Here is a 26,524-nt window from a genome sequence, read left to right on the forward strand (position 1 = left end):
GCTCCTCGTACAGGGGTGGACATGCTGATGGCGTCTTTATCCCCGGGCGGCTCGCGTGGTTGGCGGACCGCCCGCTTGCGTAAGGTTCGGGCACACTATCCATCCTTGCCGATAGCGCCGCCCAGGTCATCATCTCAGCCGTAAATCCAGTACCGTTCGACAGGCAAGGTGAGCATGGGAACGAGCCGCGGCCGCCGTGAGGAGCGGGGAGGACGATGAAGCTGCTGAACCCACGCGGGTTCGGGATGGTGTGCGCTACCGGTGCCGTCGCCATCGGATTGATCGTGGCCGGCTGCGCCAACCGAGTCGAGGGCACGGCGAGCCCGAACGCCGGCGATCTCGCGGCGTACAAGACCGAGGCGGCGTCCTCATCGGCGGCGGCGACCTCATCGCGGCGCGCGGCGGCGCAAGCCAAGGCCATCACCGACAACTGCGGCCAGTTCCCCCTCACCACGGGCATCGGCGTCACCCGGTACAACGAATTCGTCGGCGCGCACGATTCGAACGCGCCCGACTACACCGCCAAGCGGGACGCGGCCGCCCAGACTCTGGAGGACGCCGCGAACACGGTGGAGAGCGGCGTGCGCGCTGCCAAGGAAGATCTGCCGCCGGACTTGGCCGCAAAATTCACCGAGTACGTCAACGCGGCGCGCGCACTGGCCGCCGAGACGCGCACGATGACCTACACCGCCCCGGTCGGGGCGCTCAACGACGCCAGCAGACGGGTCAACGACGCGCGCAACGTCGTCCGGGACTCCTGCCCGAAACGATGAGAACGCCCACCGACACATCATCGCAACACGACATTCGGCAGCAATTTCGCCGGATCAGCTTGCGCTGAAGCCCGTAACCATGTTCGCTTGCATCTATCTATTGTCGGGAGTTGAGGAGGACACCACCGTGGTCGCCGCGGCGGACGCGCAGAACTACGCTCAGAAGCTTGGCATTGCACACGGCTTGGTTGTCCAGGAATTGGGCTGGGACGAGGACGTCGACGACGACCTGAGGGCCGATGTCGAAGACGCGGTCGGCGGCGAACTCGTCGACGAGGACTCCGACGAGGTGATCGACGTGGTGCTGCTGTGGTGGCGCGACGGCGACGGTGACCTGGTGGATGCGTTGATGGACGCGATCGGCCCGCTGGCCGACGACGGTTTCGTCTGGGTGCTCACGCCCAAGACCGGGCAGCCGGGACATGTCGAGCCGAGTGAGATTGCCGAATCGGCACCGACCGCCGGTCTGACCCAGACTTCGGCGATCAGTTTGGGCGCGTGGACCGGTAGTCGTCTGGTGCAGCCGAAGGCTCCCTCGAAGCAACGCTGACCCGCCGCGCTATGGTTTCCACCAGGCGGTGTCGCATGCCCGCCCGGTGGAACCCGACATGATGGAGGACTCGCTATGCCACTCGAGGTTGGCACCGTGGCGCCGGATTTCACGCTGAAAGACCAGAACAACCAGGCAGTCTCCCTGTCGGACTACCGCGGGAAGAAGAACGTGCTGATCGTCTTCTACCCGCTCGCCTTCACCGGGATCTGCCAGGGCGAGCTGTGCAAGGTCCGTGACGAACTGCCCAAGTTCCAGAACGACGGCGCGGAGATCCTCGCGATCTCGGTCGGCCCACCGCCGACCCACAAGATCTGGGCCGCCGAGCAGGGTTACACCTTCCCGCTGCTGTCGGATTTCTGGCCGCACGGTGCGGTGGCCCAGACCTACGGGGTGTTCAACGAGAAGTCCGGCTTCCCCAACCGCGGCACGTTCGTCGTCGACCGCGAGGGCTACGTCCGTTTCGCCGAGATGAACGGCCCCGGCGAGCCCCGTGACCAGGCGGCTTGGGAGAAAGCGCTCGCCGCGCTAGATTCATAGTCCGTCGGTAACGATCGGGGCGTATAGCTCAGCGGTAGAGCACTGGTTTTACACACCAGCGGTCGGGGGTTCGATCCCCTCTGCGCCCACTATGTTCAAGCCCAGGTCAGAGGCTATTTCTGATCATCTGGCGGTGTTCCCGCCAGCGGCCCGAAACGGGCCAGTGTTCCTACGGGCGGTCGAGCTAGGTGCCGGTCGCCTCGGTGTCCCCGCCGAACAGGGTCGCGCCGGTCGCTTCCAGAATCTCGGGCCGCACGTGGGCATAGACCCGTGCCAGCACCGCCGGATCATGGCCCAGCCACTTCGCCACCGCGATGATCGACGCACCCGAATCAATCAGGATGGTCGCGGCGGTGTGCCGGGTGTCGTGCAGCCGGATCACCGGCAGCCCGGCCGTTTTCGCCTGGCGCTGAAACTCGTCGGTGTACCACTCCGGCCGGATCGGCTCGCCATCCTCGCGGACGGCGAGGAGACATTCGTCGGTCCACTGCTGCCCTAGGGCCAGCGCCTCGGCCTTCTGGGCGAACCTTCAACCGGCCGAGAGCCTTCACCACGTCGGCCGGAAGCGGCAGGCTGCGGCGGGACCGCCGCGACTTCGGGTCGTCCTCCTCCACGTCCTTGCCCACGGCCACCCGGCCCCGGCGGACGTGCAGGGTGCGTTCTTCGATGCGAGACCACCGCAGCCCATGATTTCCGAGCGCCGCAGCCCGCACAGCGACAGCAGGAACAGCGCGTAGAGGCGGTGCTCGCGGACGTGTTCCCGGAATGCCCGGCTCTGGGTTTGCGTCCAGAACTCCATCTCGGCGTCCTCCACGTCGGGCCGCTTCACCAGCCGGGCGACATTGCGCGCGACCATGCCCTGTTTCATCGCGTCATCGAGCGCGGCCGAGAGCTGGATCAGGCCAGCCGTCCGCGCCGACCACCTCCCAGGTTCCATCGCTGTGCTGGAGGTAGCGCCGGTATACCAGGAACGGGCTGCTAACCTCACGGACGCAACATAATTCGAACAGTCAAAGGGGGGCTCAGTGACTGACTTCACGGTTGACGTGTCCAAGCTCGCCGGTTTCAAGTTGGATCTGAACGATGTCAGCGCCAACTTCACCTCCAACGCAAACCGACTACTACCGCGAGTAGCGCTAGCCGGGGCAAGCGGTCGAATGGCTGAGCTGACATCAGCGGTCCAGAAGCTCCAGAGCACGCTCTCCAGCGCACATCAACGCGACCTCGGGTTCTCGACACCCTGGCCACCAACCTGGGCACCGCCGCCACCCAGTTTCAAGACAGCGACGACCAGCACGCCACCGCCCTCACCCAGGCGACAACCACCATCGATGGACAAGCCGCCGCACCAACGAGCCCAACGACCGGGGTCACCCGATACAGCGGAATTCAGCTGCCCTCACTGCAGGACACGCAGGACGTGCAATGCACAGTTCGTCAGACCGTCACCGCGAGCATCGAAGTCCTGACTCCCTACGACGAACCCCTGAGCCAGGCCATCGGCATCAAACCCGTCGCCGACTATCTCACGCCGCTCGTCGCCGACTGGGAACACTTCCAAGAAATCGGCAAACGGATCGCCGTCCTGGGGCTCAACGATTTCGTCACCGCGCAAGACATCACAGGCGGTAATAACTGGTTACAGACCAGCTGGACCGGCTCGGCGGCGACCTCGTTCGGAACTACCGCGACGAGCCTCGCGACCGGGATCAATCAACGCAGCGAAGACCTCGACGCAATCGGCAAGATCGTCGAGAACGGTGGGCTGCTCCTAGAACGCCTCGTTTACAACCAAGCTGCTGGCCTACTGGCGGCCATCACCCAATCCATGAACTATCTCAACTTCACCCTGCCCCTCGGCGTGTGGGCACTACTGGGCGATAGCGATATGCAGGGCGCGATGCGGTCTCGAGTCTTCGGTGCCGTCGACACTCTCAAACGTGATGTCACAACCCGCAACGACGCAATCACGAGCGTCATCAACCGAATTGCTGGTGTCCTCGACTATCAACCCGGCCAAGCTGCGCCCAGCTACAACCCCAGCGAATTCGAACTCCCCACCAAAATCACCACCGACCTGGGCCCCAAACGCTACGGATACGGCGACAACGTCTGGTGGGAAGACACCCCCGCGCCTGATTCACGAGTTTAACCAGCGGCCACATTCGAGAGATGGCGAGCGAACAGAGACCCCATGGCATCGATACCCGATCCCCTTCCGTACCCACCCGACGACCCAGGACAAGGCGCTTGGCGTTCTCAACCGATCTACAGTCGCGGCGACGACATACTTTTTGCCAAAGTCGCCGCAGAAGCAGTGATCGCAGCCGACAGCAAAGGATGGACGCACGCTGCCGGGCACCTAAACCATTACCTCGAAAACAAGGGCACCGGCCTGGACCCCAAGGTCGACGAACTACTCCGAGACGTACCTGATGCCGACAGGGCTGCCAACAAATCGGCGGAAACCGAGATTCGGCGGATAGCCTCGGAAGCTTCGACTGCGAATAACTATGAGAATCCGGTGCAGTTTCAGTCGCAATGGTTGCCGAAGGGATTTTATATCCTCCAGTCGGTGAACCCCGACTGGTTTTTCGCGATGGGCGGCATCCAAATGTGCACCACCGGTGTTGTCACCGTTCGCAAGCCAGCTGATGACTCAGAGCCTCGGGTGACTGTCGAGTACAAGGTTTGGGTGCACGACCGATACAACTGGGATGGTAAAAAAAGCGTCGAAATCGCTGGCGTCACCGTGACGGACAAGCGTATGGGCGCGCTGCACACTGCAGGTTTGGCGCGCGAATATGACATGGATGGAACCAGCGGCGTTCGACATTACGAGGGAACAGTGCCTGCGGCGCAGGGCATCAACCTGCCCGGCGCACATGATAACCGAGATGGGAACAGGAGTGTCCCCACCCGATGACGCATCTAGTTAGCAGAGCCCGGACTTCGAAACTTGCTGGCCTAATCGCCGGGTTGATTGCCGCCACTGTCAGCGCTACGGGCTGTGGTGGCGAACATGAGACCACCGACTCACGTTCATCTCGAAACCCGACCGAGACAGTCGCCGAAATCACCACAGAGGCCGCCGAGTTTGGCGGAATTATCATCCCCGATGGGGTCACCGTCCTGGCCGCCCACACCGAAAGTGCCCTAGACACGGCGTACCAGCTCGCGCTACGTACCGATCCGCAGGGGCTCAGTAGATTTCTGACCGCATCGAACTTCTCGACACCCCTTACCAAGACGTACACGGTCACCGAACGAACAATCGCGGGACCACCGTTAGAGACTTCGCCCGCACTCTTGGAAACTGGAGACCGTATCCAGCGGCCGGGCGGTCGATATGTCAACAGGTCAGTCACGGTCGACGAGCGCGACGCGACAACCCGCTACGTCCACGTACAGCTGTTCACCACCTAACCGGCGGGGGTGGTTCTGGCTTACGCAGGCCAGGCCAGAGACGGTTTTCAGTGTCCCGTCAGTGTTCCCAAACGGGGCGATACGGGCCGGACACCGCGACACCAGCCGGACACGAAAAAGCCTCTGACCTGGGCAGTGCGGACGGGACGGGACGGTACCCGCCGGACGGTTCGGCGCAGCACAGGAGACGGCGCTGTATCGACCGGGGCCGTTCGTTGTTCGCCGAGCATGACCTGGTGGGTAAAGGCGTTTCTCCGGGCCGCGCGAGGGGTGACAGATTTCGACCCCGGGGTTGATGTTCACCGGCGCGTGCGGCGAGCAGAGTTGAGGATGTTCACCTGTGCGAGCCCGCGATGGTGGAAGGCATTCCGTAGGCAGTGATCCGTGCTGCGTGACCCGCTCGGCGATGCGCGGGTTGGCCTGCTTCGACGCGGGTATTCGCACGAAACCCAACAGCTTCGGTCCATCCCTAGGAGGATGCAATGAAGTACGTCGTTTCCTGGACATACCGTTGGAATGGCTCGGCGACCGAGAATGAAGACAGTATGCGGCGCGCGTTGGAAGTGTTCGCGAATTGGAAGCCGTCCGAAACCACGACATACCATCAATTCGTCGGCAGGCTCGACGGGAGGGGCGGGTTCGCGGTAATCGAGACCGACAACCCCTTGGACCTGGCCGATGGTCCGAACAAGTTCGGCTTCTTCGCCGAGTACGAGGTCTACCCGGTCGTGGAGATGGCCGAGGCCGCGCAAACCTTCCAGGAGGGCCTGGAATTCAGGGCGTCGATCGGCTGAACTGGGCGCGTTCAACTGGGTCGCAGTGGTGCCGTCGGCTGCAGGCGTGTGCGGTGATCACACGCCGCAGCCAACGTCGGGCCTCGAGCCTGGTCGCACGCAACGCGAACTACCCCACGTCGCGGCGCAGCCAGGTGACCTCGGCGCCGGATTCCGTGCCATAGCGGTAGATTTCGAGGTCCTCGTCCCAGGCGGTGCCGAGGGCGTGGTCGATTTCGTCGGCCAGGTCGTACGTGGAGTGCTTGCCGCGCTCGCGGGTCGCCTGGAGCATGGCGCGCAGGCGCATCTCGCCGATCATGATGTCGCCGTTGGCGCTGGTGGAGGCGTGCCAGAGGCCGAGGCCCGGGACGAAGCTGTAGCGCTCGCCGTCCACGCCGTCACTGGGTTCCTCGGTCACCTCGAAGCGCAGCACCGGCCAGGAACGCAACGATTGGGCGATCCGGGCGGCGGTGCCGACGGGGCCGATCCACTCGCTGGTCGCGCGTAGTTGTCCGTCGGCCGGTTGCGCGGTCCAGCGCATCTTCGCCGGAGCACCCAGCGCTGAGGTCAGCGCCCACTCGACATGCGGGCACAGCGCGGCAGGCGACGAGTGGATGTAGACAACACCCGCCGTCACGTCCGCGAACTGACTCGATGCGCGCACCACCAATACCTCCAGCTTCGACGAGGAACGTCTTCCCCAACGACTCGACGAACTGGCGTTGCCCGAGTGTACTGGAGTGCCCGAAGTTACACGTGTTACTTCGCAGCCGTGTTGCGTCCGGCCGACCTCTCCGCGATGACCGCATCGCTGAGCGGCGGCCAGGCCGCTCGCGCCCAGTCGCCGAAATTCTCGTCGCTCAGGGCGAGACACGCCAAACCGGTTTGCGGGTCAACCCATAAAAATGTCCCGGATTGGCCGAAATGTCCATAGGTTCGCGGTGAATTCGTGGCACCGGTCCAGTGCGGCGTCTTGCCGTCGCGGATCTCGAAGCCGAGCCCCCAGTCGTTGGGACGCTGCGAGCCGTAGCCGGGCAGCACGCCGTTGCGGCCGGGAAATTGCACGGAGGTGGCCTCGGCGTGCGTCTGCGCGGAGATCAACTGCGGGTTCAGCAATTCGGCGGCGAAGCGGGCCAGATCCGCGGCGGTGGAGCGTCCCGCGTGCCCGGCCGAACCAGCGAGCACCGACGCCGCCATCCCCAGCGGCTCGAACACCGCTTCGCGCAGGTACTCGTCGAACGCGATACCGGTCTGCTCGGTGACGAACTCCGCGAGCACCTCGAATCCCGCACTCGAATAGATCCGTTTGGCGCCGGGAGCCGCCTGAACATCGGTGGTGTCGAACGCTAGTCCGGAGGTGTGTGCCAGCAGATGACGCACTGTGGCGCCGGATGGCCCCGCGGGCTGGTCGAGTTCCACCGCCCCCTCTTCCAGGGCGACCAGTACCGCGTAGGCGACCAACGGTTTGGTCACCGACGCGAGCGGGAACACGCGGTCGACATCGCCCTCGCTCGCGGATTCGCCGTCCGCAGTGACCATCGCCGCCGCCGCGTGACGAACCGGCCATTCCCGAATCTGTTCGAGTGATCGCACGCTGAGAGCCTACGAGAGCATCGTCGGTGCTGTTGCGGCGCCATGACCGAAAAGCCCACGGCGCACGGCGACGTCGCGGCCCGGTCGCCGACGTTTTGCACCACGACTTCGACCGGCACCGCGAAATGCGGGCGACCGCCCAGTGGTGAACCCGGGGCCGGCTTCCGCGATCGGCGTCGCACGCTGCGATGGGACACGCCACGGTCGTGCCGGTTTCTCCGCTACCAAGCGCATGGCGGCATTCACCGTGGCCGGTCGACGGCTTACACTCGCGGCGCCTGGCTCAGCGAGCTATCCACCGGTGAACCGATCGTGGAATCGAAGGACCTCATGGCAGAACCGCCGCTCACCATCGACGCCTACCTCGCCGCGTTACCCGAGGACGTACGAGTCATCCTCGACGCGATCCGGCGCACTATCCGGGCAGCGCTACCGGACGCGACCGAGGCGATCAGTTATGGCATCCCCACATTCCGGCTGCGGGGTCACGACATCGTTCATTTCGCGGGCTGGAAGCGGCACGTCAGCCTCTACCCGGTCCCCGAAGGCGACCCGGCATTGGCGCGCGCGGTCGAGCCGTACCGGGCGGGAAAGGGGACGCTGAGATTTCCGCTCGACGAACCGGTCCCGCACGACTTGATCGGACGCATCGCGACCGCACTCGCCGCGCGCCGCGAAAACTGACATTTCACGCACGGCCAGCCTCGCGAGTCGACCGGTCGGCGGTTACCAGTCGGCTTCGGTGTACTTGATGATGCCGCGAATGTTCTTGCCGTCCAGCATGTCCTGGTATCCCTGGTTGATCTCGGCCAGGCGGTAGCTGCGGGTCACCATGGCGTCCAGCTCGAGCTGGCCGGATTTGTACAACGCGAGCAGGCGCGGCGCGTCCTGGCGGGCGTTGCCGCCGCCGAAGATGCAGCCCTTCACTGTCTTCTGCAGCATGGACAGCAGGAAGCTGTTCAGCTTGACGTCGTCGGAGTCCATCCGGCCCATCGAGGTGACCACCAGGGTGCCCGCCTTCGCGGTGAGGATCAGGCCCTGCTCGATGTATTCGCCGTGCATCTCTCCCATGGTCAGGATGACCTTCTCCGCCATCCGGCCCTCGGTGGCCTCCATCAGCGGCATGATCGCGGCGGCCATGCTCTCGTAGGTGTGTGTGGCGCCGAACTTCTGGGCCTGTTCCCGCTTCCACGGATTCGGGTCGATGGCGACGACTTTCGAGGCCCCCGCCAGCGCCGCGCCTTGCAGAGCGCTGATGCCGACGCCGCCGATGCCCGCGATCACCACGGTCTCCCCCGGCGACACCTGGGCGACGTGGGTGGACGAGCCGAAGCCGGTGGGCACGCCGCAGCCGACCAGGCAGGCGACCTCGAAGGGAATGCTGGGATCGATCTTCACCACCGAGGTGTGGTGCACCGTCATGTACGGCGCGAAGGTGCCCAGTAGGCACATCGGGATGACGTTCTCGCCACGGGCGCGGACGCGGTAGGTGCCGTCGCTGATCGCCTGGCCGAGCAGCAGTCCCGCGCCGAGGTCACAGAGCGCCATGTGTCCGGCGACGCAGGCCGGGCAGCGGCCGCAGGCCGGGATGAACGACAGGATCACGTGATCGCCGACCTGCAGATCGGCCGGACAGTCCGGACCGAGTTCGGTGATCACGCCCGCCCCCTCGTGCCCGCCCAGCACCGGGAAGGACGGCATCGGGGTCGCGCCCGTCACGATGTGGTGGTCGGAGTGGCACATGCCCGCGGTCTCCAGGCGGATCCGCACCTCGCCGGCGACCGGGTCGCCGAGCTCGATCTCCTCCACCGACCACGGCTGGTCGATCCCCCACAGGATCGCGCCCTTCGTCTTCATTCCGTCGACCCTCTCGCATGCACGTGCTCACCTGTGACTGCACCTACAGTACGAGAAAATGTAACACGTTCTAGTAACGGCAGTCACTCCATGAGTCGGTGTGCCCGCTCGAACAACTCCAGCGCGATCGTGTGGAGGAAATCGCCGACCTGCTCGGGCGCCTTGCCCGCGAACGCGCGGGCGTGCGTGCCCTCCAGAACGATGCCGAGTTTGAAGCAGGCCAGCACCGTGTACCACGGCATGGCGGTCAGATCCCGATCGGAGAACTGCGCGTAGTGCGCGATCATTTCCGCCGGGGTCGGCAGCCCACCCACCGCGCCGAGCTTGCCGACCAGCGCCGCGATGGCGCTACCCGGCACCGGCCGGGTAGCGACCTGCCAGCCGAGGTCGAGCAGCGGGTCGCCGATGGTGGACATCTCCCAATCCACCATCGCCGCCACCTGCGGGCTGTCGAAGGAGAACATCATGTTCGCCAGATGGCAGTCACCATGCAGGATGCCGGGGGCCCACTGGGCGGGACGATTGCGGTCCAGCCAGTCGCCCACCGCCTGCACCCCGGGAATCTCCGGGCCCGGGTAACCCTCGTTGGCCGAGTAGGACTCCAGCTCGCCGAGCCAGCGCGGCACCTGACGTTCCAGGAAGCCCTCCGGCTTGCCGTAATCGGCCAGACCGAGCGCCCGGTAATCCAGCGCGCCGAGCCGCGCGATGGCCTCGACCGCGGACAGCCCCATCTGCCGGCGCATCTGCGGATCGCCGGCGTACGCCTGCGGCAGTTCGTTCTGCGGGTTGAAACCCTCGATCGGCTCCATCAGGTAGAAAGCCGCCCCCAACACCGATTCGTCGGGACAGGCCGCGATCACCCTAGGCGCGCGCACCTGCGTGCCGCCCAGCGCACCGAGCAGACGAGCCTCGCGCCGGATCACCTCGTTGCTCTTGACTCGCAGGTGCCTCGGCCCGCGGCGCAGCACATACGACCGGCCGCCGCGGGTGAATCGGAGCATGACGTTCTGCGTGCCGCCCCCCAGCGCGGTCACGTCCTCGAAATCACCGGCAGGCAGACCTCGGTCTGCCATCCACGCGCCGACGACGGCGAAGTCGACAATCGCGGGATCCACATCGGCCGGTTGCGCGATAGCCATGCCCCACATTGTGCACCGGCCGTCGAGCGGAACTGAAGGCAGATGACTACAGTCTGATACGACTGGCGCGGCGTAGGGTTTCCCACACCATGCACACGCTGTTGATCGACAATTACGACTCGTTCACCTACAACCTGTATCAACTGATCAGCGAGGTGAATCGCGTCGAGCCGACGGTCGTGCGCAACGATGACGCGCACACGGTCGCCGAACTCGACCTCGGGCGTTTCGACAACGTGGTCGTCTCGCCGGGACCGGGACGTCCGGACGTGCCGCGCGACGTGGGAATCTCGGCGGCGGTGATCCGAGAGACCGAGCTACCCCTACTCGGCGTGTGCCTCGGCCATCAAGGCGTCGTGGTCGCCGCGGGCGGCGTGGTCGCCGCGGCCCCCGCCGCCAGACATGGCTACCTCGATCGGATCGAGCACGACGACCGGGATCTGTTCGACGGAATCCCGCAGGGCTTCACGGCTGTGCGCTATCACTCGCTGTGCGCGTTGCGGCCGCTGCCGGACGATCTCGAGATCACGGCGGTAGCCGCGGACGGCGTGATCATGGGCGTGCGGCACCGCACCCGGCCGCAGTGGGGGGTGCAATTCCATCCGGAATCGATCGCCAGCGAGTTCGGTGCGAAACTGCTGCGTAACTTCGCGAAACTCACGGTGGCGCGCCGGGTTCGGCCGAACCGTCCCGACTCCCGCGAATCGGTCGTCGCGCAGCGCGAAGTCACACCGGAGCGGGTGGCGGCGGGTTCTTCGCAGCCCGAGCCGGGCGCGAGGTCCGGCGCGCGCGTTCCGCAGACACCCGCGCAGTTCGCGGCCCCCGCGGGCGGATTCGATCGCCCCCGCGGAACATCCACCGCGCGGACGGATTCGACTCGCCGAGAACAACCACCACAGCGGATCTTCCAGCTGCGACAGGACGTGATCGAGCGTGCCATCGACGCCGAGAGCGCTTTCGTGCGGCTGTATGCCGACTCCCCTACGGCCTTCTGGCTGGACAGCGAGTATGTGGAGCCAGGAGTGGATCGATTCTCCTTCCTGGGCGATGCGAACGGTCCGCTGGCGGAGGTGGTGCGTTACCGCGTCGGCGACGGCGAGGTCACCATCGAATCGTCCGACGGGCATCGGCGCATCCGCCACGGCGGCATCCTCGACATCCTGGCCGCCGAACTGCGGACGCGCCGGCTCGAACCACCGGATCTGCCCTTCGATTTCGTCGGCGGATACGTCGGCTACCTCGGCTACGAGGTCAAGGCCGATTGCGGCGGCGAGGCGGTCCACCGCGCGCCCACGCCGGACGCGCAATGGATCTTCGCCGACCGACTGGTGGTGGTCGACCATGTGGCCGGGCGCACGTATCTGCTCGCGCTGAGCGAGACACCGGATACCGCCCTTTCCGGCGCGGACTGGCTGCGCGCTACCCGCGAGATCTTGGAAACCCTTCCGACCTGGTCGAATCCTTCGGCACTGGAGGTGGAGCCGGACAGCGCCGCCGTCGCGCCGCTGCTCACCCGCGGCCGCGAGCGCTACCTCGCCGACATCGCGGTTTGCCAGGAGCGCCTGCACGCGGGCGAGTCCTATGAGATCTGCCTCACCGACAGCGCGACGGTCCCCGCCGCCACGGCCGACGGTCTCGATTTCTATCGCACACTGCGCCGCTGCAATCCGGCGCCCTATGCCGCGTACCTGCGTTTCGATGATCTCGATATCGCCTGCTCGTCACCAGAGCGCTTCCTGAAGATCAATCGTCACCGCATCGTGGAGAGCAAGCCGATCAAGGGCACCGCGCCCCGCGGCGCCACGCCCGAAGAGGATGAGCGCCTGCGCCGCGAATTGGCCGACAGCCCGAAGACCAGGGCAGAGAACCTGATGATCGTCGACCTGTTGCGCAACGATCTCGGCCGGGTCTGCGAGATCGGCAGCGTGTACGTGCCGAAGCTGATGGCGACCGAGCAGTACGCCACGGTACATCAGCTGGTGTCGACCGTTCGCGGCAAGCTGCGGCCGGACGTCGACGTAGTCGATTGCCTGCGCGCGTGCTTTCCCGGTGGCTCGATGACCGGTGCACCGAAGCTGCGCACCTGCGAGATCATCGATGGGCTGGAAACCGAAGCGCGCGGGGTTTATTCGGGCACCATCGGCTTCCTCGGACTGGGCGGCACCGCCGATCTGAACATCGTGATCCGCACCGCCGTGCGCTACGACGGTCGCTGGCGGATCGGAGCGGGCGGCGCCATCGTGCTCGACTCGGACCCGACGGAGGAGTATCACGAAGTGCTCCTGAAGGCGGCCGCCACCGTGCGCGCCGCCGACCGGGCGCGCCGCTGACCTGGAGCATCGTTCCTATCTGCGCCGCTCGGTCGGGTTTCGCCGCGGCGCGTCGGACGCCTGCGGCGGCGGCGTGCTCGAGCCGGTCAGCCTGCCCAGCAGCGAGATGCCCGGCAACTCGGCCAACTTCCCGAGCACATCCTCGCCGCGCGTGATCACCGCCTCCAGTCCGGGCAGCAGCCGGTCGTAGGCGGCGAAGGCCGGGTCGGCGAGCGCCAGGGTGCGGTCGAGGCGATCGATGGTGGAATTCAGCCGCTCGATCGTGATCGAGAGACTCTCGACCAGGTCGGGCAGCTGCGCGGCCAGCTGAGCCGACGCCGGCGGCAGCCGCACCGCCGCGTCGAACGCTGAGGTCGCGGTCAGCTGGGCGGCTTCCAGCGCCTGGCCCGCCGCCTTCTGGGCCGCTTCGACCGCGGCCTGCGCGGCGCCGCGGACGTCGGCGGCGGGCAGCTTCGGGGTCGGCGGCTTACGACCCGGGCGTTTCGGGTTCGTCATGAGAACACTGTGCCGCACCGGACGGCGCACCGGCGGTATTGCCCGAGCAGCCGGTTTGTGTCGGATCCCGTCGGCGGCTTCGACGGACGCGGGCGCGCCCCGCCGAAAGACCTCCCTCTGCGGTTCGGCGTGTCGGAGGGTCGTGGCATAGTTCGAGCACCATGAAACTCAGCAAGGGCGCGAACGCAGCGGTACCGACATCCCTTCTAGCCGTGGTTGTTTCATGGCGATCGGAGCATTCGGTGGACGCGCACGCCTTGCTGCTGGACGCGTCCGGTGCGGTGCGCTCGGACCGGGACCTGGTGTTCTACAACGCGCCGCGACATGTCTCCCAGGCGGTCACGCTCGATCAGGAACCCGCCCCGCGAACCGCGCGATTGAGCGTCTCGCTGCCGCGCACCGAATCCGACGTCGATCGCATCGTCGTCTCCGGCTCGGTGGACGAGGGAACCTTCGACGACATCCTCGGGTTGACCGTCGCCGTGCACGCCGTCGACGGCGCCGTCGTATCGTTCGACATCGATGACGTGGACGCGGTGCCCGCCTTGATGTTCGGCGAGTTCTATCGCCGTGCCGGACAGTGGCGGTTCCGCGCGATCGGCCAGGGCTGGTCCAGCGGACTGGCCGGATTGGTGGCGGAGTTCGGCGTCCAAGTCAACAATCCGTCCGAGCCGGCCCGCACCACACATCCGACCAACCCATTCCGCGTGCACCGGTCCACGCGCACTTCACCAACGCAGGAACGGCTTTCGACGCGGCAAACAACCGGGTCGCAGCTCGGGCCCGCCTCCGCCCGGCACGATTCCGCAGCTCGGCATCGTCCACCCGGACCGGGCCCGTCACCAGGGAACGGGGCGGGCGCCACCGCGCCGCTGGAGCGACCGGATGGGACAAGCGGCGTCTCGGAGAATACGTCGGTGCTACGGATCTCCGACGACGGCGGCCCTGTCGATGTCGAGGCGGTGCCGAGCGAGCAAGCCGGAATACGCGGTCGGTCGACGCAGCAAGAGCACGACGAATCCGCACGGTCACGCACACCCCTGCTCGATCGTGCGGAGACGTCGGTCATGCCCCGGACGAACTCGCACCGTCCGGTCGAGCTGACTCGATACCTGCCGGGAACCGAATCGGTCACTCCCCCACCGCCCGCGAATCCCGAACGCGCCGACTGGCATCCGGATCCGGAGAACCCGCAACGCATGCGTTGGTGGGACGGCACCGAGTGGACCGCGGACGCCTACCTCCGCCCCGCGCCCGACGGGCGGCATTGCGGGCGCTGCGCAAGCCCATTGCGCCGCAAGATGTTCGGCGGTCTCGCGCCTTGCGGCCGGTGCGAGCCGGAGATCGAGGAGTACCTCACCCACTGGCACCCGCGAGCCTGGCGGGTACTCACCACACACGGTCCGCGCGGCCCCGAGTGGGCGGCCCTCTGGGCGTCGTTGCGCTATCAGCGCATCGACGCGGACGCGGGTCGCGTGGCGCTGCGTGATCTGGCGCAGACCTACGTGGAGCGGCTGGTCACCTTCGCCTTCGCCGATGGCGAGGTCCGGTCGGCGGAGCTCGAACTGTTCGAGCAGGCCGTCACCGAACTCGCACTCGGCGGCCCGCTGATCGAGGACCTGCGCAGGCGGATGAACCGCGGCAATACGCTGTACCGGCTGCGCTCGGGCGACCTGCCGCTGGTTCGCACGCCGGGCCTGCACCTGGACCCCGAGGAGACAGTGCACGTGGATCTGCCCGCGACCCATGTGCGTCAGCTCGCCCGCGGACCGAAACTGACCGAAGGCAGGCTGATCGGCAGCAACAAGAAGCTGCGCTTCGTCGGCGACGGCACGGGCACCGAAATGCCGTGGTCCCGCGTCGTTTCGGTGCATGCGGAACAGGGTGCGGTGGTGATCGCGGCGACTTCCGCGCGCGGTGGCGCGACCTTCGCCGTCGCCGATCCCGACTACGTCGCGGCCGCGCTGGAGGGCGCCCTGCGGGTATCCAAGCGCCTGGTGCTCACCCCGGGCCAGCGTGACACCCGCAGCATCCCGCAGGACGTGAAAGCCCAGGTGTGGCAGCGGGACGGCGGCAAGTGCGTCGAATGCGGCGACGGGCACTACCTGGAGTTCGACCACATCATCCCGCTCAGCCGAGGCGGCGCGACCAGTGCCGCCAATCTCCAGATCCTGTGCCGCTCATGCAACCGCGCCAAGGGTGCCCGAATCTAGCGCTCCCTGGCCTCGGCCGACCGTCCGTCACCCGAGACCAGGCTCTTTGGTGCGCCAGGACCAGTTCACCGCAACGGCAGCAGCCGCGGCGGCGACCAAAGCCCTCGCATCACCTCGGCGTCCGGCTCGTACCAACGCAGGGTCAACGAAAACTGGCCCGATGCCGGGATAGGCAGCCAGTTTCCAGCCGGAACGCTCGGCCCGGGATCGGTGGACTGAACCGCGACATCCACGGAGCCATCGAGGTTGGGCACCACTGGAACTCGGTCACCCACCGCGTAGATTCCCGCCGGATTGGGCACCAGGTAGTTGTCGGCGTCGTATGCGGTCAGCGACCAGAACGCGCCGGCCGGCGGCAGTTGGCCCGGCGCGAAGTGCAACCCGAAACGGCCCTCGTTATGGTGGGCGTCAACCGAGGCGAACACGGTCGGAAACCAGACGTCCTCGGGCAGGCCGGCGCCGAGAGCCACCCGCGCGATGCTGGCACGCAGCAGGTAGTTGGTGCCGTACCTACCGAACTCGGGGTCGACGAGCCAGCCGTACTCGTTGGCCGATCGTTCCCCCATGTACACCGGGATCTGCTGCTGCGCCATCCGCGCGACGGCGGCCAGTTCGGCATCCGAGAGCCCCTCGACCGCACCCCCTGGCCGGATGCCGATGGTCGCGAAGTGGCGCAGGGCGGGCGCGTCCTGCGGCGCGGGCGGATTGATCGACATCACCGCGCACATCCGGTCGAAAAAGACGCGCGCGTCCATCTCCGCGACCTGCTCGGGAGGCGGCTGCGCCGGCTGCTCGCCGGGCGGGGCGGCGCTCGGCGCGGCGGCGCCCCCGATCCACGCGCTCAGCGGAACCAGTTTCAGCTCCTGCTGCAACGCCCGCACGACCGGCAGGTCGTCGTCTGCGCCGACCTGAATTCGCACGGTCAACCAGACCGTCGGTGTCGGCACCGGCAGCTGTGTGAGGTCGTCGGGTAGCGCACCCGACCAACCGGGGCCGGTCACCACGTAGGTATACGGCGGCGACGCCGCCTTCGCCTGGGGCCGCGCGCTGCTCGGGTTGTGCACGTTGTTCGTCCACGCGTCGAGCAGCTGCGCCAACCAGAACCGCCGCCCGCCTATCGCGGGTATTTGCAGCACCATCGGCTCTGCTCGCAGATCCAGCCAGGCGGTCGAACGCAGGGTGTCCCGGTCCAGCCGCACCACGTCGCGCTGCGCCGGGGTGGGCAAGGATGCGGCGTGCTGGAATCGGTTGGCGGGTGCGCTCTTCTCCGCCGCCGCGCGGGTGCGGTCCATCAAGATCAAGGGGTAGCCGAATACATAGGCATCTTTGGCGATCGAGGCGGCGTCGCCGACCACGACAGTGGAGTCGTCGTCGCCGGATCCGCCGCACGACGCCAATCCCAGCGCCGCGACCGATGACGCCGCGATACCCAGCGCCGCTCGCCGCGATACCGCGAACTTGCCGTGATCCATGATCCTGCTCCGCCTCCGATCCGGTCGGGCACCGCGCGAGATCCGCACCGGAGTATAGCCGCCGAGGACGGTGAAAATCCGAGGTCAGCGCCCGAGTGGTGGAACTGGTCCGGGCCGCGGAGTGATCGGCGGGCGGGCCCGCCGACCGCGCGTGTGCAGGGGCCGATGATCCAACGGCCGAAGCGCCGGGGATCGACATCCGACGCTGCGGGATCCAGCCGAGCGGTTTCGACCGTGACGATCATCTGCGCGCCTGCGCCCGCCCACACCCCGGCACGTCGTGCGGGCGGCGACCGGCGCGTGGTCTTTCGACTTCGCTCGCCGGCGGGTCCGCCGCTCCCCTCGGACTGTCACCTTCGGCAGACGCGTCCGGCCGTTGCCGCCGCGCGCAGCGCCCGGACCGATGATCGGGTATGGGGTTCGCGGTTCAGATCTGCAGGATGGTGTTCATGATGGTGCCTGCACTGGTGGCGACCACCCCGCCGAGCATCGCCCCCGCGATCATCTTCGGCGACTGCAACGAGCCGCCGCTCCATTTCTCCCAGGCGAAGCGACCGCCCGCGTAGATGATGCTGACGATGCCCGACAGCAGCGCGAACCAGGTGAAATAGCGGACGAACTGTAAGAGCTTGTCCGCCAATGGCGGCGCCTCCGGGGTCGGGTTGCCGATCTGCGCCAAGGTCGTGAATGAATCGCCGACCGACGCCAGAATATTGCTCACCGTCTACTCCCTATACTCGATTACAATCCCGCCGCAGCCGACCGCCTTCACGAAAGCTGTTCGGCCACCGATAAATTCAGTCATGGATGAGGATACGGGCCCCGGGCGGCAGATGGTGCGCGCACTGCGCGGAGCACTGGCGGACCCTGCGAAGACATCGATCACAACCCCGCCCCAACCCCACTGCCACAACCCCACCGCCCCGTGGTCGTGACGAGCCCCGTCGGCGGATCCGGCGCCACGCGACAGCCAGAGGTCCGTACCCAGCCCATCATCCAGAGCTACGGCCGGCCCGGCAAGGACGGAAAGACTCGAACTTCCCTGTGCTGCACCGACCCGACTGCATCACGTTCGGCGAACGGATACCATCGTCACAGCGAATCACTTTCCCCTGTCCCGAATCCAGAATGAGCGAACGACGATGATCCTGGCCGCCGCTTTTGACACCCTGGCGCAGATCGGCAACCCGACTCCAGAAGCACCGCCGATCTCCGACAAGTTCCTCCAACTGGTCCGCTACCTGACGTGGTTCGTACTCCTGTCGGGCATCTGCGGAATCATCTACGCCGGTGGCCGCTTCGCCTGGGAGAAGTGGACCGGCGGCGGACTCGAGTCGCCGAAGATGGTGGCCGGAGCCATGATCGGCGGCGTAGTCGCCACCAGCGCCGGCACCATCATGAACGCGGTCATCGGCTGACGAGGCCCGTCCCGAAATCCAGGTCCGCCATAGCATCTCGCTATCAAACCTGGACAGGCCGGATCCGCGCTGTTCGACGCACACCTGCCGCCGGTGCGGCCCGCGACGACACCATGCTGGAGCGCGGCAAGGTGCAGGCATGACCGGGAACTCTTGGCCTGCGACGGCCCGTCAACACAGGATGCCCGCGGCGCGCAGCCGGTCCGGGACGCGCCGAGCAGTCGCGCATTCGACCTGATCGATGTCGTCGAGGGCGAAGAATCCCCCGTTGTCCACCGCCCGGTCGGACAGCGCGTCCAAAGTCCGCAGCAGTCCGCGGTCGGCGCGGCCGAGGCCGATGAACTGCCAGAAGGCCGGTAGCCTCGCGCATGAGCGCCGCGATCTTCGCGCAGACCATCGTTGGAATCGGACCGAGTGTAACCATCGCTTTCGCACGGTGTCGTTCCTAGATTGGATGCCGCTGTTCCATGTCGATCGATCACCCCCCGAAGGAGAGCCTTCCCGATGACCGAACCCGACCTGTCCAAGGACTGGAGCTTCGAGACGAAGCAGATCCACATCGGACAGATTCCGGATGGCGCTACGAACGCCCGCGCGCTGCCGATCTACCAGACCACCTCCTACACCTTCCGCGACACCGCGCACGCGGCGGCGCTGTTCGGCCTGACCGAGCCGGGCAACATCTACACCCGGATCATGAACCCCACCCAGGACGCCGTGGAACAGCGCATCGCCGCCCTGGAAGGTGGTGTCGCCGCACTCCTGCTGGCCTCCGGACAAGCCGCGGAGACCTTCGCGATCCTCAACATCGCCGGAGCGGGCGACCACATCGTGTCCAGCCCGCGGCTCTACGGCGGCACCTACAACCTCTTCCACTACTCGCTGCCCAAGCTCGGCATCGAGGTCTCTTTCGTCGACGATCCCGACGATCTGGACCAGTGGAGGGCCGCGATCCGCCCGAACACCAAGGCGCTCTACGGCGAAACGGTGTCCAACCCGCAGAACCACATCCTGGACATCCCGGGCATCGCGGATGTCGCCCACGACAATGGTGTTCCGCTGATCGTGGACAACACCGTCGCCACCCCGTACCTGATTCAGCCGCTCGTGCACGGCGCGGACATCGTGGTGCACTCGGCCACCAAATACCTCGGCGGCCATGGCGCGGCCATCGCGGGCGTGATCGTCGACGGCGGTCGTTTCGACTGGACCGGCGGCCGGTTCCCCGGCTTCACCGAGCCCGACCCGAGCTACCACGGCGTCGTGTACGCCGAGCTCGGCGCCCCCGCCTACGCGCTCAAGGCGCGGGTGCAGTTGCTGCGCGACCTCGGCGCGGCGGTTTCACCGTTCAACGCCTTCCTGATCAGCCAGGGTCTGGAGACGCTCAGTCTGCGGATCGAGCGACACGTGCAGAACGCCGAGGCGGTGGCGGAGTTCCTGACCACGCGCCCGGAGGTGACCTCGGTGTCCTACGCCGGTCTGCCGTCGTCGCCGTGGTACGAGCGGGGCCGCGCCCTCGCGCCGAAGGGCACTGGCGCCGTGATCGGCTTCGAGCTGGCCGGCGGTGTGGACGCGGGCAAGCGCTTCGTCGAAGCGCTGCGGCTGCACAGCCACGTCGCCAATATCGGTGACGTGCGCTCGCTGGTGATCCACCCGGCCTCGACCACCCACTCCCAGCTGACGCCCGAGCAACAGCTGGCCGCGGGCGTGACGCCGGGCTTGGTCCGGCTCGCCGTCGGCATCGAGGGCATCGACGATATCCTCGCCGACCTGCGCGCCGGCTTCACCGCGGTAGATTCCTGACGCGGATTGCCCCGGGTCACGCGATCCGGGGCAATCGCCATTTCCAGATCAGGGGATTTCGCCGACATCGGGGCGGAAGCCCGTTTCTCGCTTGATTTCGTGATTACCGTCGAAAAAGACGTGGAAACAGCTGACATCGGCAACCCTGCGCTGCCGCCGATATCCATGGCTCCGCGGGAATTCGGGCTGCAATTACTACCGCGAACCGAGCTATCGAATGAAGTTCGACTTTCACGCATCCGAAAGGGGCAGCGGACCGAACTAGAAAGGTAGCTATATGTCCTCTTCAGAATGAGGTGGGTAACTCCATGGGCATAGAAACCCCTGAAACTCCAGCACACCCCTTCTTTCGCCGCGCCGCCACCCTGATCGTGGCGGGCGCGATCCCGCTGTCGGTGGTCGGTGCCGCGACCGCCACCGCCGACCCACTGGTGCCCGAGATCTCCATTCGGATCCCCTTCGCACAGATTCCCTTCGCACCGACACCCGCGGTCGGCGCGGTAGCTCCGGTCACCGATCTCGTCGGCCCCGATGCCGTTGCACCCGACGTCGCCCCCGCACCACCGGTTTCCACCGGACGCAACGACTTGACCACCAACCGGCCGATGCCGGACCCGAACGTGCTCGCCCCCGTCGTGCCGCAGCGCCTGCACTTCCCCGGCGCGCCGGCCCCCAGGGTCGCACCGATTGAAGCGCCGCCCGGCACGCTGCGAGTTGGTTCCATTGTGATCGGCCGGCCCGACTTCCTGACTCCCGACCAGGGCAAGCTGGTCAACGATGCGATCGCCGGCTCGGAGGCCGGCATGGCGCAAACCTTCGATTCGGCGGGGTTCGAGCCGTCCCGCTCCGACCGGATGGCCGCGGACATCATCGGCTCCACCGCGGTCGGCGCCTCGGTGGGCAGCATGGTGGCGGCTCCTGTGGCCTCCATCGGAGCGGTCATCGGCGCGGTCTGCGGTGCCATCGCCGGCCTGCCGATGTTCCCGACCGGGACAGTTGCCGTCATGGGCTTCGGCGCCGCCATCGGCTACGGGTTCGTCGCCTCCCCCGCCATCGCTCTCGGCGCGGCCATCGGCGCAGGTGTCGGCGTTGCGCAAGGCCTGCTCGCCCCGCCCACCGTTCCCGCCTCGTAATCCGGCTGCCCGGCAATTCTGGCGCGCGACGCGGTTCGCGCCGCGCAGAGTGGATCGCGGCCGGATCAATTTCATCTGCGCGCAATTCAGACGGAAGGCCCGGTTGCGACCGGGTCTTCTTGGTCGCGAACAGATGTTTGGCTGCGCGGTGACCGGCTATCGCGTTGAAGACCGGCGGATACCACTGGCCGGTCGCCGCACAAGGAGGTATGACATGAGCACCACCGATAAGGCGAAGAACAAGGCCGAGAAAGTCGCCGGTCAAGCGAAGGAAAAGTTCGGTACGGCCACCGGCGACCGCAAGAAGAGGGATGAAGGCCGGACCGATCAGATCAAGTCCGACGTGAAGGACGCGGGCGAGAAGGTCAAGGACGCCTTCCGGCACTGACACCGCGTCGCGGTCACCGACTGCTATCCGCTCCCGGCCCATGCTGGTCACGCGACTGGTCTGCGCTCGTGGGCCGGTCGGCGGTGCCCCCGCCGGTCGCCTGCTCGTCCGTCACGAGCCGCAATTGGCTCGGCCACCAGATTCCACGCCCGATCAGGCTGAACAACGCGGGAATGACCACGGTGCGCACCACGAACGTGTCGAGCAGGATGCCGAGACCGACCACGATTCCGACCTGGGTGAGCGTGATCAGCGGGAGCACGCCGAGCACACAGAACACCGCGGCGAGCACGATACCGGCACTGGTGATCACCGCGCCGGTCACCGACACCGCGCGCACCATGCCCTGCGTGGTGCCGTGCCCAGGGGTCTCCTCGCGCGCCCTGGTCACCAGGAAGATCGTGTAGTCGACCCCGAGCGCGACCAGGAACAGGAACGCGAACAAGGGAACGCTGATGTCCAGCGCGGGAAACCCGAACACGTGTTCGCTCATCCAGCTGCCGAGCCCGAGCGCGGCCAGCGCGCTGAGGACGGTCACCGCGACCAGGACCACGGCGGCGGGAATGGCGCGCAGCAGCACCAGCAGGACCACCAGAACGACGACCAGGATCAGGGGAATGATCACCTTTCGGTCCGCGGACGCGGCGGTCTGGATGTCCAGCACCTGGGCGTCGGTGCCGCCGACGAGCGCGTTCGCCCCGGATACCGGAGTCAGCGACGCGCGCAGCGCCGCGACCGTGTCGAAGGCCCGTGTGGAGGCCGGTGGCGCGTCGATCACCACCGACCATCGGGTGAGCCCGGCCGGGGAGGTTCCGGTCTGCCAGGTCAGCACGACTCCCTCGGTGTGCCGCAACGCCGCCTCGACTGCCGCGGCCGCGCCGCTGTCGGCGACCACGATCGCGGGATCGGACGCTCCGGACGGGAAATGCTGCGCGAGCGCGTCGAATCCCGCCACCGACTCGGCGCGGACCCGGAACTGCTCGGTCTGCGAGAGCCCGACTCGCACTGTCAGCAAACCGGTGGCGCAGATCGCGAGCACCGCGATCGCGCATCCGGCGATCAGTGCGGGCCTGCGTACCACGCGCGCGGCGATCGCATGCCAGATTCCCTCCCCGGTGGCATCGCGGGCGTCCGCGCGCGGCACCAACGGCCAGAACACATTGCGCCCGCACAGCGCGAGCGCGGCAGGCAGCGCGAGCAGCACGAACACCACCGCGACCAGCAAGCCGAGCGCGGCCATCACGCCGAGACTGCGTGTACTCGGCACCGACGCGAGCAGCAGCACCAGCAGCGCGGCGACCACGGTCACGTTGCTCGCCAGGATCGCGGGACCGGCCCGCCGCACCGCCTGCCGCAGCGCCGCCCGGTGATCCGACTCCCGGTGCAGCTCGTCGCGGTAGCGCGAGACCAGCAGCAGCGCGTAGTTGGTGCCCGCGCCGAACACCAGCACACTGGTGACGCCGGAGGTCGAGCCGTCGAAGGCCAGCGGCGTCACGCGCGCCAGGGCGGTCGCGGCACTGGTGGCGACCCGGTCGGCCGCGCCGACCACCGCCAGTGGCACCAACCACAGCACCGGGGAGCGATAGGTCGCGATCAGCAGCACCGCCACCACGGTCGCGGTCACCGCGAGCAGGGTGACATTGGCGCCGGAGAACGAATCGGCGATGTCGGCGCCGAACGCGGGACCGCCGGTGACCTGGAGGGTCAACCCGTCGGGCAGCCCGTCGCGCGCGGCGGAACGGATGTCCCGGATGCGGGCGGTCAGCGCGAGGCCACTCAGGTCGGTAGGCACCGGCACCTGTCCGATCACCGCCTTCCGATCCGGTGACGTGATCAGATCACCGGTCTCGGGCGAACGCGCCGCGGCACGGGTCACCGCCGCGGAGGTGGCGTTGCGATCGTCGGCGGTCAGCATGCCGCCGTCGGCGCGGGTCACCACGAGAATCGCGGCCGCCCACCCGGCGTCCGGAAACTCTGCCAAAGCCTGTTCGACCTGCGCGGAATCCGCCGACGGCGGCAGAGCGTCCGGCGCCCGGTCGGCCGCCTCGTTCGCCCCGACCGCTGCGATCAGCCCGACCGAGGCCGCGGCGAGCACGAGCAGCAGCACCCACGATCCGCGGGCGGTCACCAGCGACGCGTAGCGATCCCAAGCGCTCACCTGGCAACTCTCTCAGATCTTCGCCGGCAAGCAACCCGGACACCCCGCCGGCACCGCCGGCCGGCCCGATCAGTCTCGTAAAGCCTGCTCGCGCAATGATTTCAAGGTCTTCGACAGAATCCGCGAGACCTGCATCTGCGAACAGCCGATGCGCTGGGCGATCTGCTCCTGGGACAGGGAATCGAAAAAGCGCAGGACGAGCACCTGCTTCTCGCGCTCCGGCAACGCTGCCAGCAGTGGTTTCACCGCCACATAGTTCTCCACGGTGCCGAAATCGGGGTCCTCGGCGCCCAGCGAATCCAGCAGCGAGGGACCTGCGGACTCGGCGTCGCCGGATTCGGCGACAGCATCGATCGAGGAGGTCTGATAGGCGTTGCGCGCGATGAGCGCCTGGGTCACCTCGGTCAGGTCGACTCCGAGCTCCTCGGCGATCTCCCGTGCCCGCGGCATCCGGCCCAGCCGCTGCGACAGCGTCTCCACCGCGGGACCGATGGTGGACTGAATTTCCTTGAGCCGCCTTGGCACCCGCACCGACCAGGCGTGGTCGCGGAAATGCCGGCGCACCTCCCCCATGATCGTCGGCACCGCGAACGACAGAAACGTCGCGCCGTGTGCGGGATCGAAGCGATCGACCGCGGCGAGCATGCCCACTCGAGCGATCTGCAGCAGGTCCTCGAAGCTCTCGCCGCGTCCGCTGAATTTGCGCGCGATGTGTTCGGCGAGCGGCAGGCAGCGGTCGATCAACTCCGCGCGCAGCGCGGCGCGGCGCGGGTCGTCGGTGGCCACCGCGGCGAGCTCCGCGAACAGCGGCTCGATATTCTCGTAGCTGTCCGGCCCGGACTTGCGCGCGGGAGTGGTCCGATTCGACCCGCTACGCATCCGAGCCGCCGCGCACCCAGCGGAAGTCGACGGTGGTGGGGTAGCCGCCCGCGGCGGGGTCGGGTGTTTCCTGGGACGCGGAAACCGAATCGGTCAGCGTCGCAACGACGTGCCAGCCGAATCCGGACTGATCCGGTGTGGCATCCGACATCGTGACCGCGGCAACGCGCACGTCCACGGCATCGCCGTCGAAGCTGAACGCGCAGTCGAGCTCCGACCCCGGCACCGCGTCCAGCACCAGCGCGCTGGCGACCTCGTCGAGAGCCAGCCGGATATCGGTCACCTCATCGATACCGAAATCGGCCATCAGCACGATGGTCTCGGCCAACGCACGCAGCATCGCCAGCTGCTCGGACTCCGCGGGCACCCGCACGCTGATCGTGCCGGTCCGCGTCGTCGCGGGAGAAGTCCCCTCGCCCTTGCTCATGCACCACTCCCAGAAGTCGCGCCGTCGGTCGGAGCGATCAGCCTACGCCCTGTTGTCCACTCGTTTCGACACGCCATGCGCTGGTGGCCGAATTCGAGCCGCCCAGGTGGGCGACAGGCCGGACGGCCGGTCAGCCGTCCGCGCCCAACCGCATCGGCGGCAGCCGGCGACGGCCGTCCCCGACCTCGCACACCAGTTCCGCGTAGGCGATCTCCAATTCGGCCAGCCGGGTCCACGCCGTGTGCATGCGTTCGCCACCCGGATCGTCGTGCATCAACAGATGGAATGCCTGTTCCGCGACGGCGGCGATCCGGTCGATCACTTCACCCAGACTCGCGTCGTGCAGCCGAACGTCCGCCGCGGCGCTGGGCAGGTGCACCAGTGCCCAGGTATTGATCCGATCGACCAGTTCGACGCGGCGTGCGTCGATCTCTGTCGGCTGCCTGATCCCTTCACGGCGGCACCGGTGCAGCTCGGTCAGCTCTTGCGCCCATCCGCTCACCAGCCCGTGCACATGCTGACCGCCCAGCGCGCACAGCAAAGTACTCGGGCTCGGCAACACCGAACCTGTGATCACTTTTCTCAGCCGCGCACGCTGGACGAGCATCGGCCTACCTCCTCGGCACAACCACACCGATTCCGCGACGGTCGTCGAAGCATTCATCGGGACAACGATCTTTCCGGGTGGGCCCGGTGTGCGTCGGCGCAACGCGGTGGCGCCGACGTCACAGGGGCGCAGTCAGTTCGAGATGGATGCCGTCCGGGTCGGTGAACGACAGGATCGCGATCCCGAAGTCGCCCATCTCGGTGATCTCACCGTGTTCGATGCCTGCCTCGGTCAGTCGGGCGGCGCCGCGACCAGGTGCTCTCGCGCCGGGACGGTGAAGCTGAGATGGTCCAGGCCCACCCGATCGGCGTCGAAGCGGTCCGTCGCGGGCGCGACCGGGCGCAGACCGAGCAGGATTCCATTGGCCTGGAACACCACTCCACCGAAAAGCCGGTACGGATCGGCACGCACTGCCGGGTCGTCCGGGCTGCCCGGCGATTCGGCGGCGATCGGAAACCCGAGAACATCGTGATAGAAGGCACGAGACCGAGCGATATCCGTCACAGTCAGCCGGATGTGGTGTTTTCCGGTCGTTTCCACGCGAACTCCC

Annotated in this window: 27 protein-coding genes, 1 tRNA gene and 1 pseudogene; 14 read left to right on the forward strand and 15 right to left on the reverse strand. The window is 67.1% G+C overall.

Going from position 1 to position 26,524, the window contains the following annotated elements; translation table 11 throughout:
- Positions 1-215 precede the first annotated feature (215 nt).
- From ACT86A_RS16810 to ACT86A_RS16825, 4 genes are all read left to right on the forward strand, one after another.
- Positions 216-773 (forward strand): Rv2240c family protein, encoded by a 558-nt coding sequence (locus ACT86A_RS16810; protein ID WP_445093082.1) that lies wholly within the window; start codon positions 216-218, stop codon positions 771-773.
- Between the two features lie 127 nt (positions 774-900).
- Positions 901-1,323: a DUF3052 domain-containing protein gene (locus ACT86A_RS16815; protein WP_445093182.1), complete on the forward strand. Its 423-nt coding sequence runs from the start codon at positions 901-903 to the stop codon at positions 1,321-1,323.
- A gap of 75 nt (positions 1,324-1,398) precedes the next feature.
- Complete coding sequence (locus tag ACT86A_RS16820) at positions 1,399-1,863, forward strand: peroxiredoxin (RefSeq protein ID WP_445093083.1); 465 nt, start codon at positions 1,399-1,401, stop codon at positions 1,861-1,863.
- Between the two features lie 17 nt (positions 1,864-1,880).
- A tRNA-Val gene (locus tag ACT86A_RS16825) sits at positions 1,881-1,952 on the forward strand.
- Between the two features lie 95 nt (positions 1,953-2,047).
- Here the strand turns inward: ACT86A_RS16825 and ACT86A_RS16830 are convergent.
- Together ACT86A_RS16830 and ACT86A_RS16835 are read right to left on the reverse strand one after the other, a co-directional pair.
- Positions 2,048-2,368 carry a tyrosine-type recombinase/integrase gene (locus ACT86A_RS16830; RefSeq protein ID WP_445093183.1) on the reverse strand — a complete coding sequence of 107 codons (321 nt, stop codon included), beginning with the start codon at positions 2,366-2,368 and terminating at the stop codon, positions 2,048-2,050.
- A 42-nt stretch (positions 2,369-2,410) separates the two neighbouring features.
- Entirely contained in the window at positions 2,411-2,851 is a 441-nt protein-coding gene (locus ACT86A_RS16835; RefSeq protein ID WP_445093084.1) for a site-specific integrase, read from the reverse strand.
- 432 nt (positions 2,852-3,283) lie between these two features.
- Here ACT86A_RS16835 and ACT86A_RS16840 point away from each other — a divergent pair, with 432 nt between their 5' ends.
- The 3 genes from ACT86A_RS16840 to ACT86A_RS16850 all read left to right on the forward strand — a co-directional run bounded on the left by ACT86A_RS16840 (position 3,284) and on the right by ACT86A_RS16850 (position 6,083).
- The gene (locus ACT86A_RS16840; RefSeq protein ID WP_445093085.1) at positions 3,284-4,015 is read left to right on the forward strand and encodes a hypothetical protein; all 732 of its coding nucleotides are present in this window, start codon (positions 3,284-3,286) and stop codon (positions 4,013-4,015) included.
- Positions 4,016-4,057: 42 nt separating this feature from the next.
- On the forward strand, positions 4,058-4,789 hold the full coding sequence (locus ACT86A_RS16845; RefSeq protein WP_445093086.1) for a hypothetical protein: 732 nt from the start codon (positions 4,058-4,060) through the stop codon (positions 4,787-4,789).
- Between the two features lie 982 nt (positions 4,790-5,771).
- Positions 5,772-6,083 carry a DUF3303 domain-containing protein gene (locus ACT86A_RS16850; RefSeq protein WP_445093087.1) on the forward strand — a complete coding sequence of 104 codons (312 nt, stop codon included), beginning with the start codon at positions 5,772-5,774 and terminating at the stop codon, positions 6,081-6,083.
- Positions 6,084-6,192: 109 nt separating this feature from the next.
- Here the strand turns inward: ACT86A_RS16850 and ACT86A_RS16855 are convergent, their stop codons facing one another.
- Together ACT86A_RS16855 and ACT86A_RS16860 are read right to left on the reverse strand one after the other, a co-directional pair.
- Positions 6,193-6,726 (reverse strand): DUF3145 domain-containing protein, encoded by a 534-nt coding sequence (locus ACT86A_RS16855; protein WP_445093088.1) that lies wholly within the window; start codon positions 6,724-6,726, stop codon positions 6,193-6,195.
- A 95-nt stretch (positions 6,727-6,821) separates the two neighbouring features.
- Entirely contained in the window at positions 6,822-7,655 is an 834-nt protein-coding gene (locus tag ACT86A_RS16860) for a serine hydrolase domain-containing protein (protein WP_445093089.1), read from the reverse strand.
- Positions 7,656-7,985: 330 nt separating this feature from the next.
- Here ACT86A_RS16860 and ACT86A_RS16865 point away from each other — a divergent pair, with 330 nt between their 5' ends.
- A complete protein-coding gene (locus tag ACT86A_RS16865; RefSeq protein ID WP_445093090.1) occupies positions 7,986-8,339 on the forward strand; it encodes an iron chaperone in 354 nt (117 codons plus the stop codon).
- A gap of 42 nt (positions 8,340-8,381) precedes the next feature.
- Here ACT86A_RS16865 and ACT86A_RS16870 read toward each other — a convergent pair whose 3' ends face one another.
- Both ACT86A_RS16870 and ACT86A_RS16875 read right to left on the reverse strand, forming a co-directional pair.
- Positions 8,382-9,512, reverse strand: coding sequence for an NDMA-dependent alcohol dehydrogenase (locus ACT86A_RS16870; RefSeq protein WP_445093091.1), 1,131 nt, complete (start codon positions 9,510-9,512; stop codon positions 8,382-8,384).
- Between the two features lie 83 nt (positions 9,513-9,595).
- On the reverse strand, positions 9,596-10,645 hold the full coding sequence (locus ACT86A_RS16875; protein ID WP_445093184.1) for a phosphotransferase family protein: 1,050 nt from the start codon (positions 10,643-10,645) through the stop codon (positions 9,596-9,598).
- A 95-nt stretch (positions 10,646-10,740) separates the two neighbouring features.
- Here ACT86A_RS16875 and pabB point away from each other — a divergent pair, with 95 nt between their 5' ends.
- Entirely contained in the window at positions 10,741-12,981 is a 2,241-nt protein-coding gene (gene pabB / locus ACT86A_RS16880; RefSeq protein WP_445093092.1) for an aminodeoxychorismate synthase component I, read from the forward strand.
- A 15-nt stretch (positions 12,982-12,996) separates the two neighbouring features.
- Here pabB and ACT86A_RS16885 read toward each other — a convergent pair whose 3' ends face one another.
- Positions 12,997-13,476, reverse strand: coding sequence for a hypothetical protein (locus ACT86A_RS16885; protein WP_445093093.1), 480 nt, complete (start codon positions 13,474-13,476; stop codon positions 12,997-12,999).
- Between the two features lie 161 nt (positions 13,477-13,637).
- On the opposite strand from ACT86A_RS16885, the gene ACT86A_RS16890 reads away from it, so the two are divergent.
- Positions 13,638-15,689 (forward strand): TerD family protein, encoded by a 2,052-nt coding sequence (locus ACT86A_RS16890; RefSeq protein ID WP_445093094.1) that lies wholly within the window; start codon positions 13,638-13,640, stop codon positions 15,687-15,689.
- Between the two features lie 65 nt (positions 15,690-15,754).
- Here ACT86A_RS16890 and ACT86A_RS16895 read toward each other — a convergent pair whose 3' ends face one another.
- The gene (locus ACT86A_RS16895) at positions 15,755-17,161 is read right to left on the reverse strand and encodes a DUF1254 domain-containing protein (RefSeq protein WP_445093095.1); all 1,407 of its coding nucleotides are present in this window, start codon (positions 17,159-17,161) and stop codon (positions 15,755-15,757) included.
- A 427-nt stretch (positions 17,162-17,588) separates the two neighbouring features.
- On the reverse strand, positions 17,589-17,882 hold the full coding sequence (locus ACT86A_RS16900; RefSeq protein WP_445093096.1) for a hypothetical protein: 294 nt from the start codon (positions 17,880-17,882) through the stop codon (positions 17,589-17,591).
- A 421-nt stretch (positions 17,883-18,303) separates the two neighbouring features.
- Here ACT86A_RS16900 and ACT86A_RS16905 point away from each other — a divergent pair, with 421 nt between their 5' ends.
- Positions 18,304-18,579 (forward strand): hypothetical protein, encoded by a 276-nt coding sequence (locus tag ACT86A_RS16905; RefSeq protein WP_445093097.1) that lies wholly within the window; start codon positions 18,304-18,306, stop codon positions 18,577-18,579.
- A 171-nt stretch (positions 18,580-18,750) separates the two neighbouring features.
- Here the strand turns inward: ACT86A_RS16905 and ACT86A_RS16910 are convergent, their stop codons facing one another.
- Positions 18,751-19,137: a VWA domain-containing protein gene (locus ACT86A_RS16910; RefSeq protein ID WP_445093098.1), complete on the reverse strand. Its 387-nt coding sequence runs from the start codon at positions 19,135-19,137 to the stop codon at positions 18,751-18,753.
- Here ACT86A_RS16910 and ACT86A_RS16915 point away from each other — a divergent pair.
- The 3 genes from ACT86A_RS16915 (at position 19,084) to ACT86A_RS16925 (ending at position 21,903) form a co-directional block, all read left to right on the forward strand.
- Positions 19,084-20,382, forward strand: a complete 1,299-nt coding sequence (locus ACT86A_RS16915; protein WP_445093099.1) for a bifunctional o-acetylhomoserine/o-acetylserine sulfhydrylase — start codon at positions 19,084-19,086, stop codon at positions 20,380-20,382. The genes ACT86A_RS16910 and ACT86A_RS16915 overlap by 54 nt on opposite strands.
- Before the next feature lie 308 nt (positions 20,383-20,690).
- The gene (locus tag ACT86A_RS16920; RefSeq protein ID WP_445093100.1) at positions 20,691-21,515 is read left to right on the forward strand and encodes a hypothetical protein; all 825 of its coding nucleotides are present in this window, start codon (positions 20,691-20,693) and stop codon (positions 21,513-21,515) included.
- 214 nt (positions 21,516-21,729) lie between these two features.
- On the forward strand, positions 21,730-21,903 hold the full coding sequence (locus ACT86A_RS16925; RefSeq protein WP_445093101.1) for a CsbD family protein: 174 nt from the start codon (positions 21,730-21,732) through the stop codon (positions 21,901-21,903).
- A 13-nt stretch (positions 21,904-21,916) separates the two neighbouring features.
- Here the strand turns inward: ACT86A_RS16925 and ACT86A_RS16930 are convergent, their stop codons facing one another.
- The 5 genes and pseudogenes from ACT86A_RS16930 to ACT86A_RS16950 all read right to left on the reverse strand — a co-directional run bounded on the left by ACT86A_RS16930 (position 21,917) and on the right by ACT86A_RS16950 (position 26,514).
- A complete protein-coding gene (locus ACT86A_RS16930) occupies positions 21,917-24,061 on the reverse strand; it encodes an MMPL family transporter (RefSeq protein ID WP_445093102.1) in 2,145 nt (714 codons plus the stop codon).
- A gap of 69 nt (positions 24,062-24,130) precedes the next feature.
- Complete coding sequence (locus ACT86A_RS16935) at positions 24,131-24,940, reverse strand: RNA polymerase sigma factor SigF (RefSeq protein WP_445093103.1); 810 nt, start codon at positions 24,938-24,940, stop codon at positions 24,131-24,133.
- The gene (locus ACT86A_RS16940) at positions 24,933-25,367 is read right to left on the reverse strand and encodes an ATP-binding protein (protein ID WP_445093104.1); all 435 of its coding nucleotides are present in this window, start codon (positions 25,365-25,367) and stop codon (positions 24,933-24,935) included. Before ACT86A_RS16940 ends, ACT86A_RS16935 begins: the two co-directional genes overlap by 8 nt.
- 130 nt (positions 25,368-25,497) lie before the next feature.
- Positions 25,498-25,944, reverse strand: a complete 447-nt coding sequence (locus ACT86A_RS16945) for a DUF4254 domain-containing protein (protein WP_445093105.1) — start codon at positions 25,942-25,944, stop codon at positions 25,498-25,500.
- Positions 25,945-26,092: 148 nt separating this feature from the next.
- A pseudogene (locus tag ACT86A_RS16950) lies at positions 26,093-26,514 on the reverse strand (VOC family protein).
- Positions 26,515-26,524: the final 10 nt, after the last annotated feature.

The sequence above is a fragment of the Nocardia glycosmidis genome (assembly GCF_052545115.1).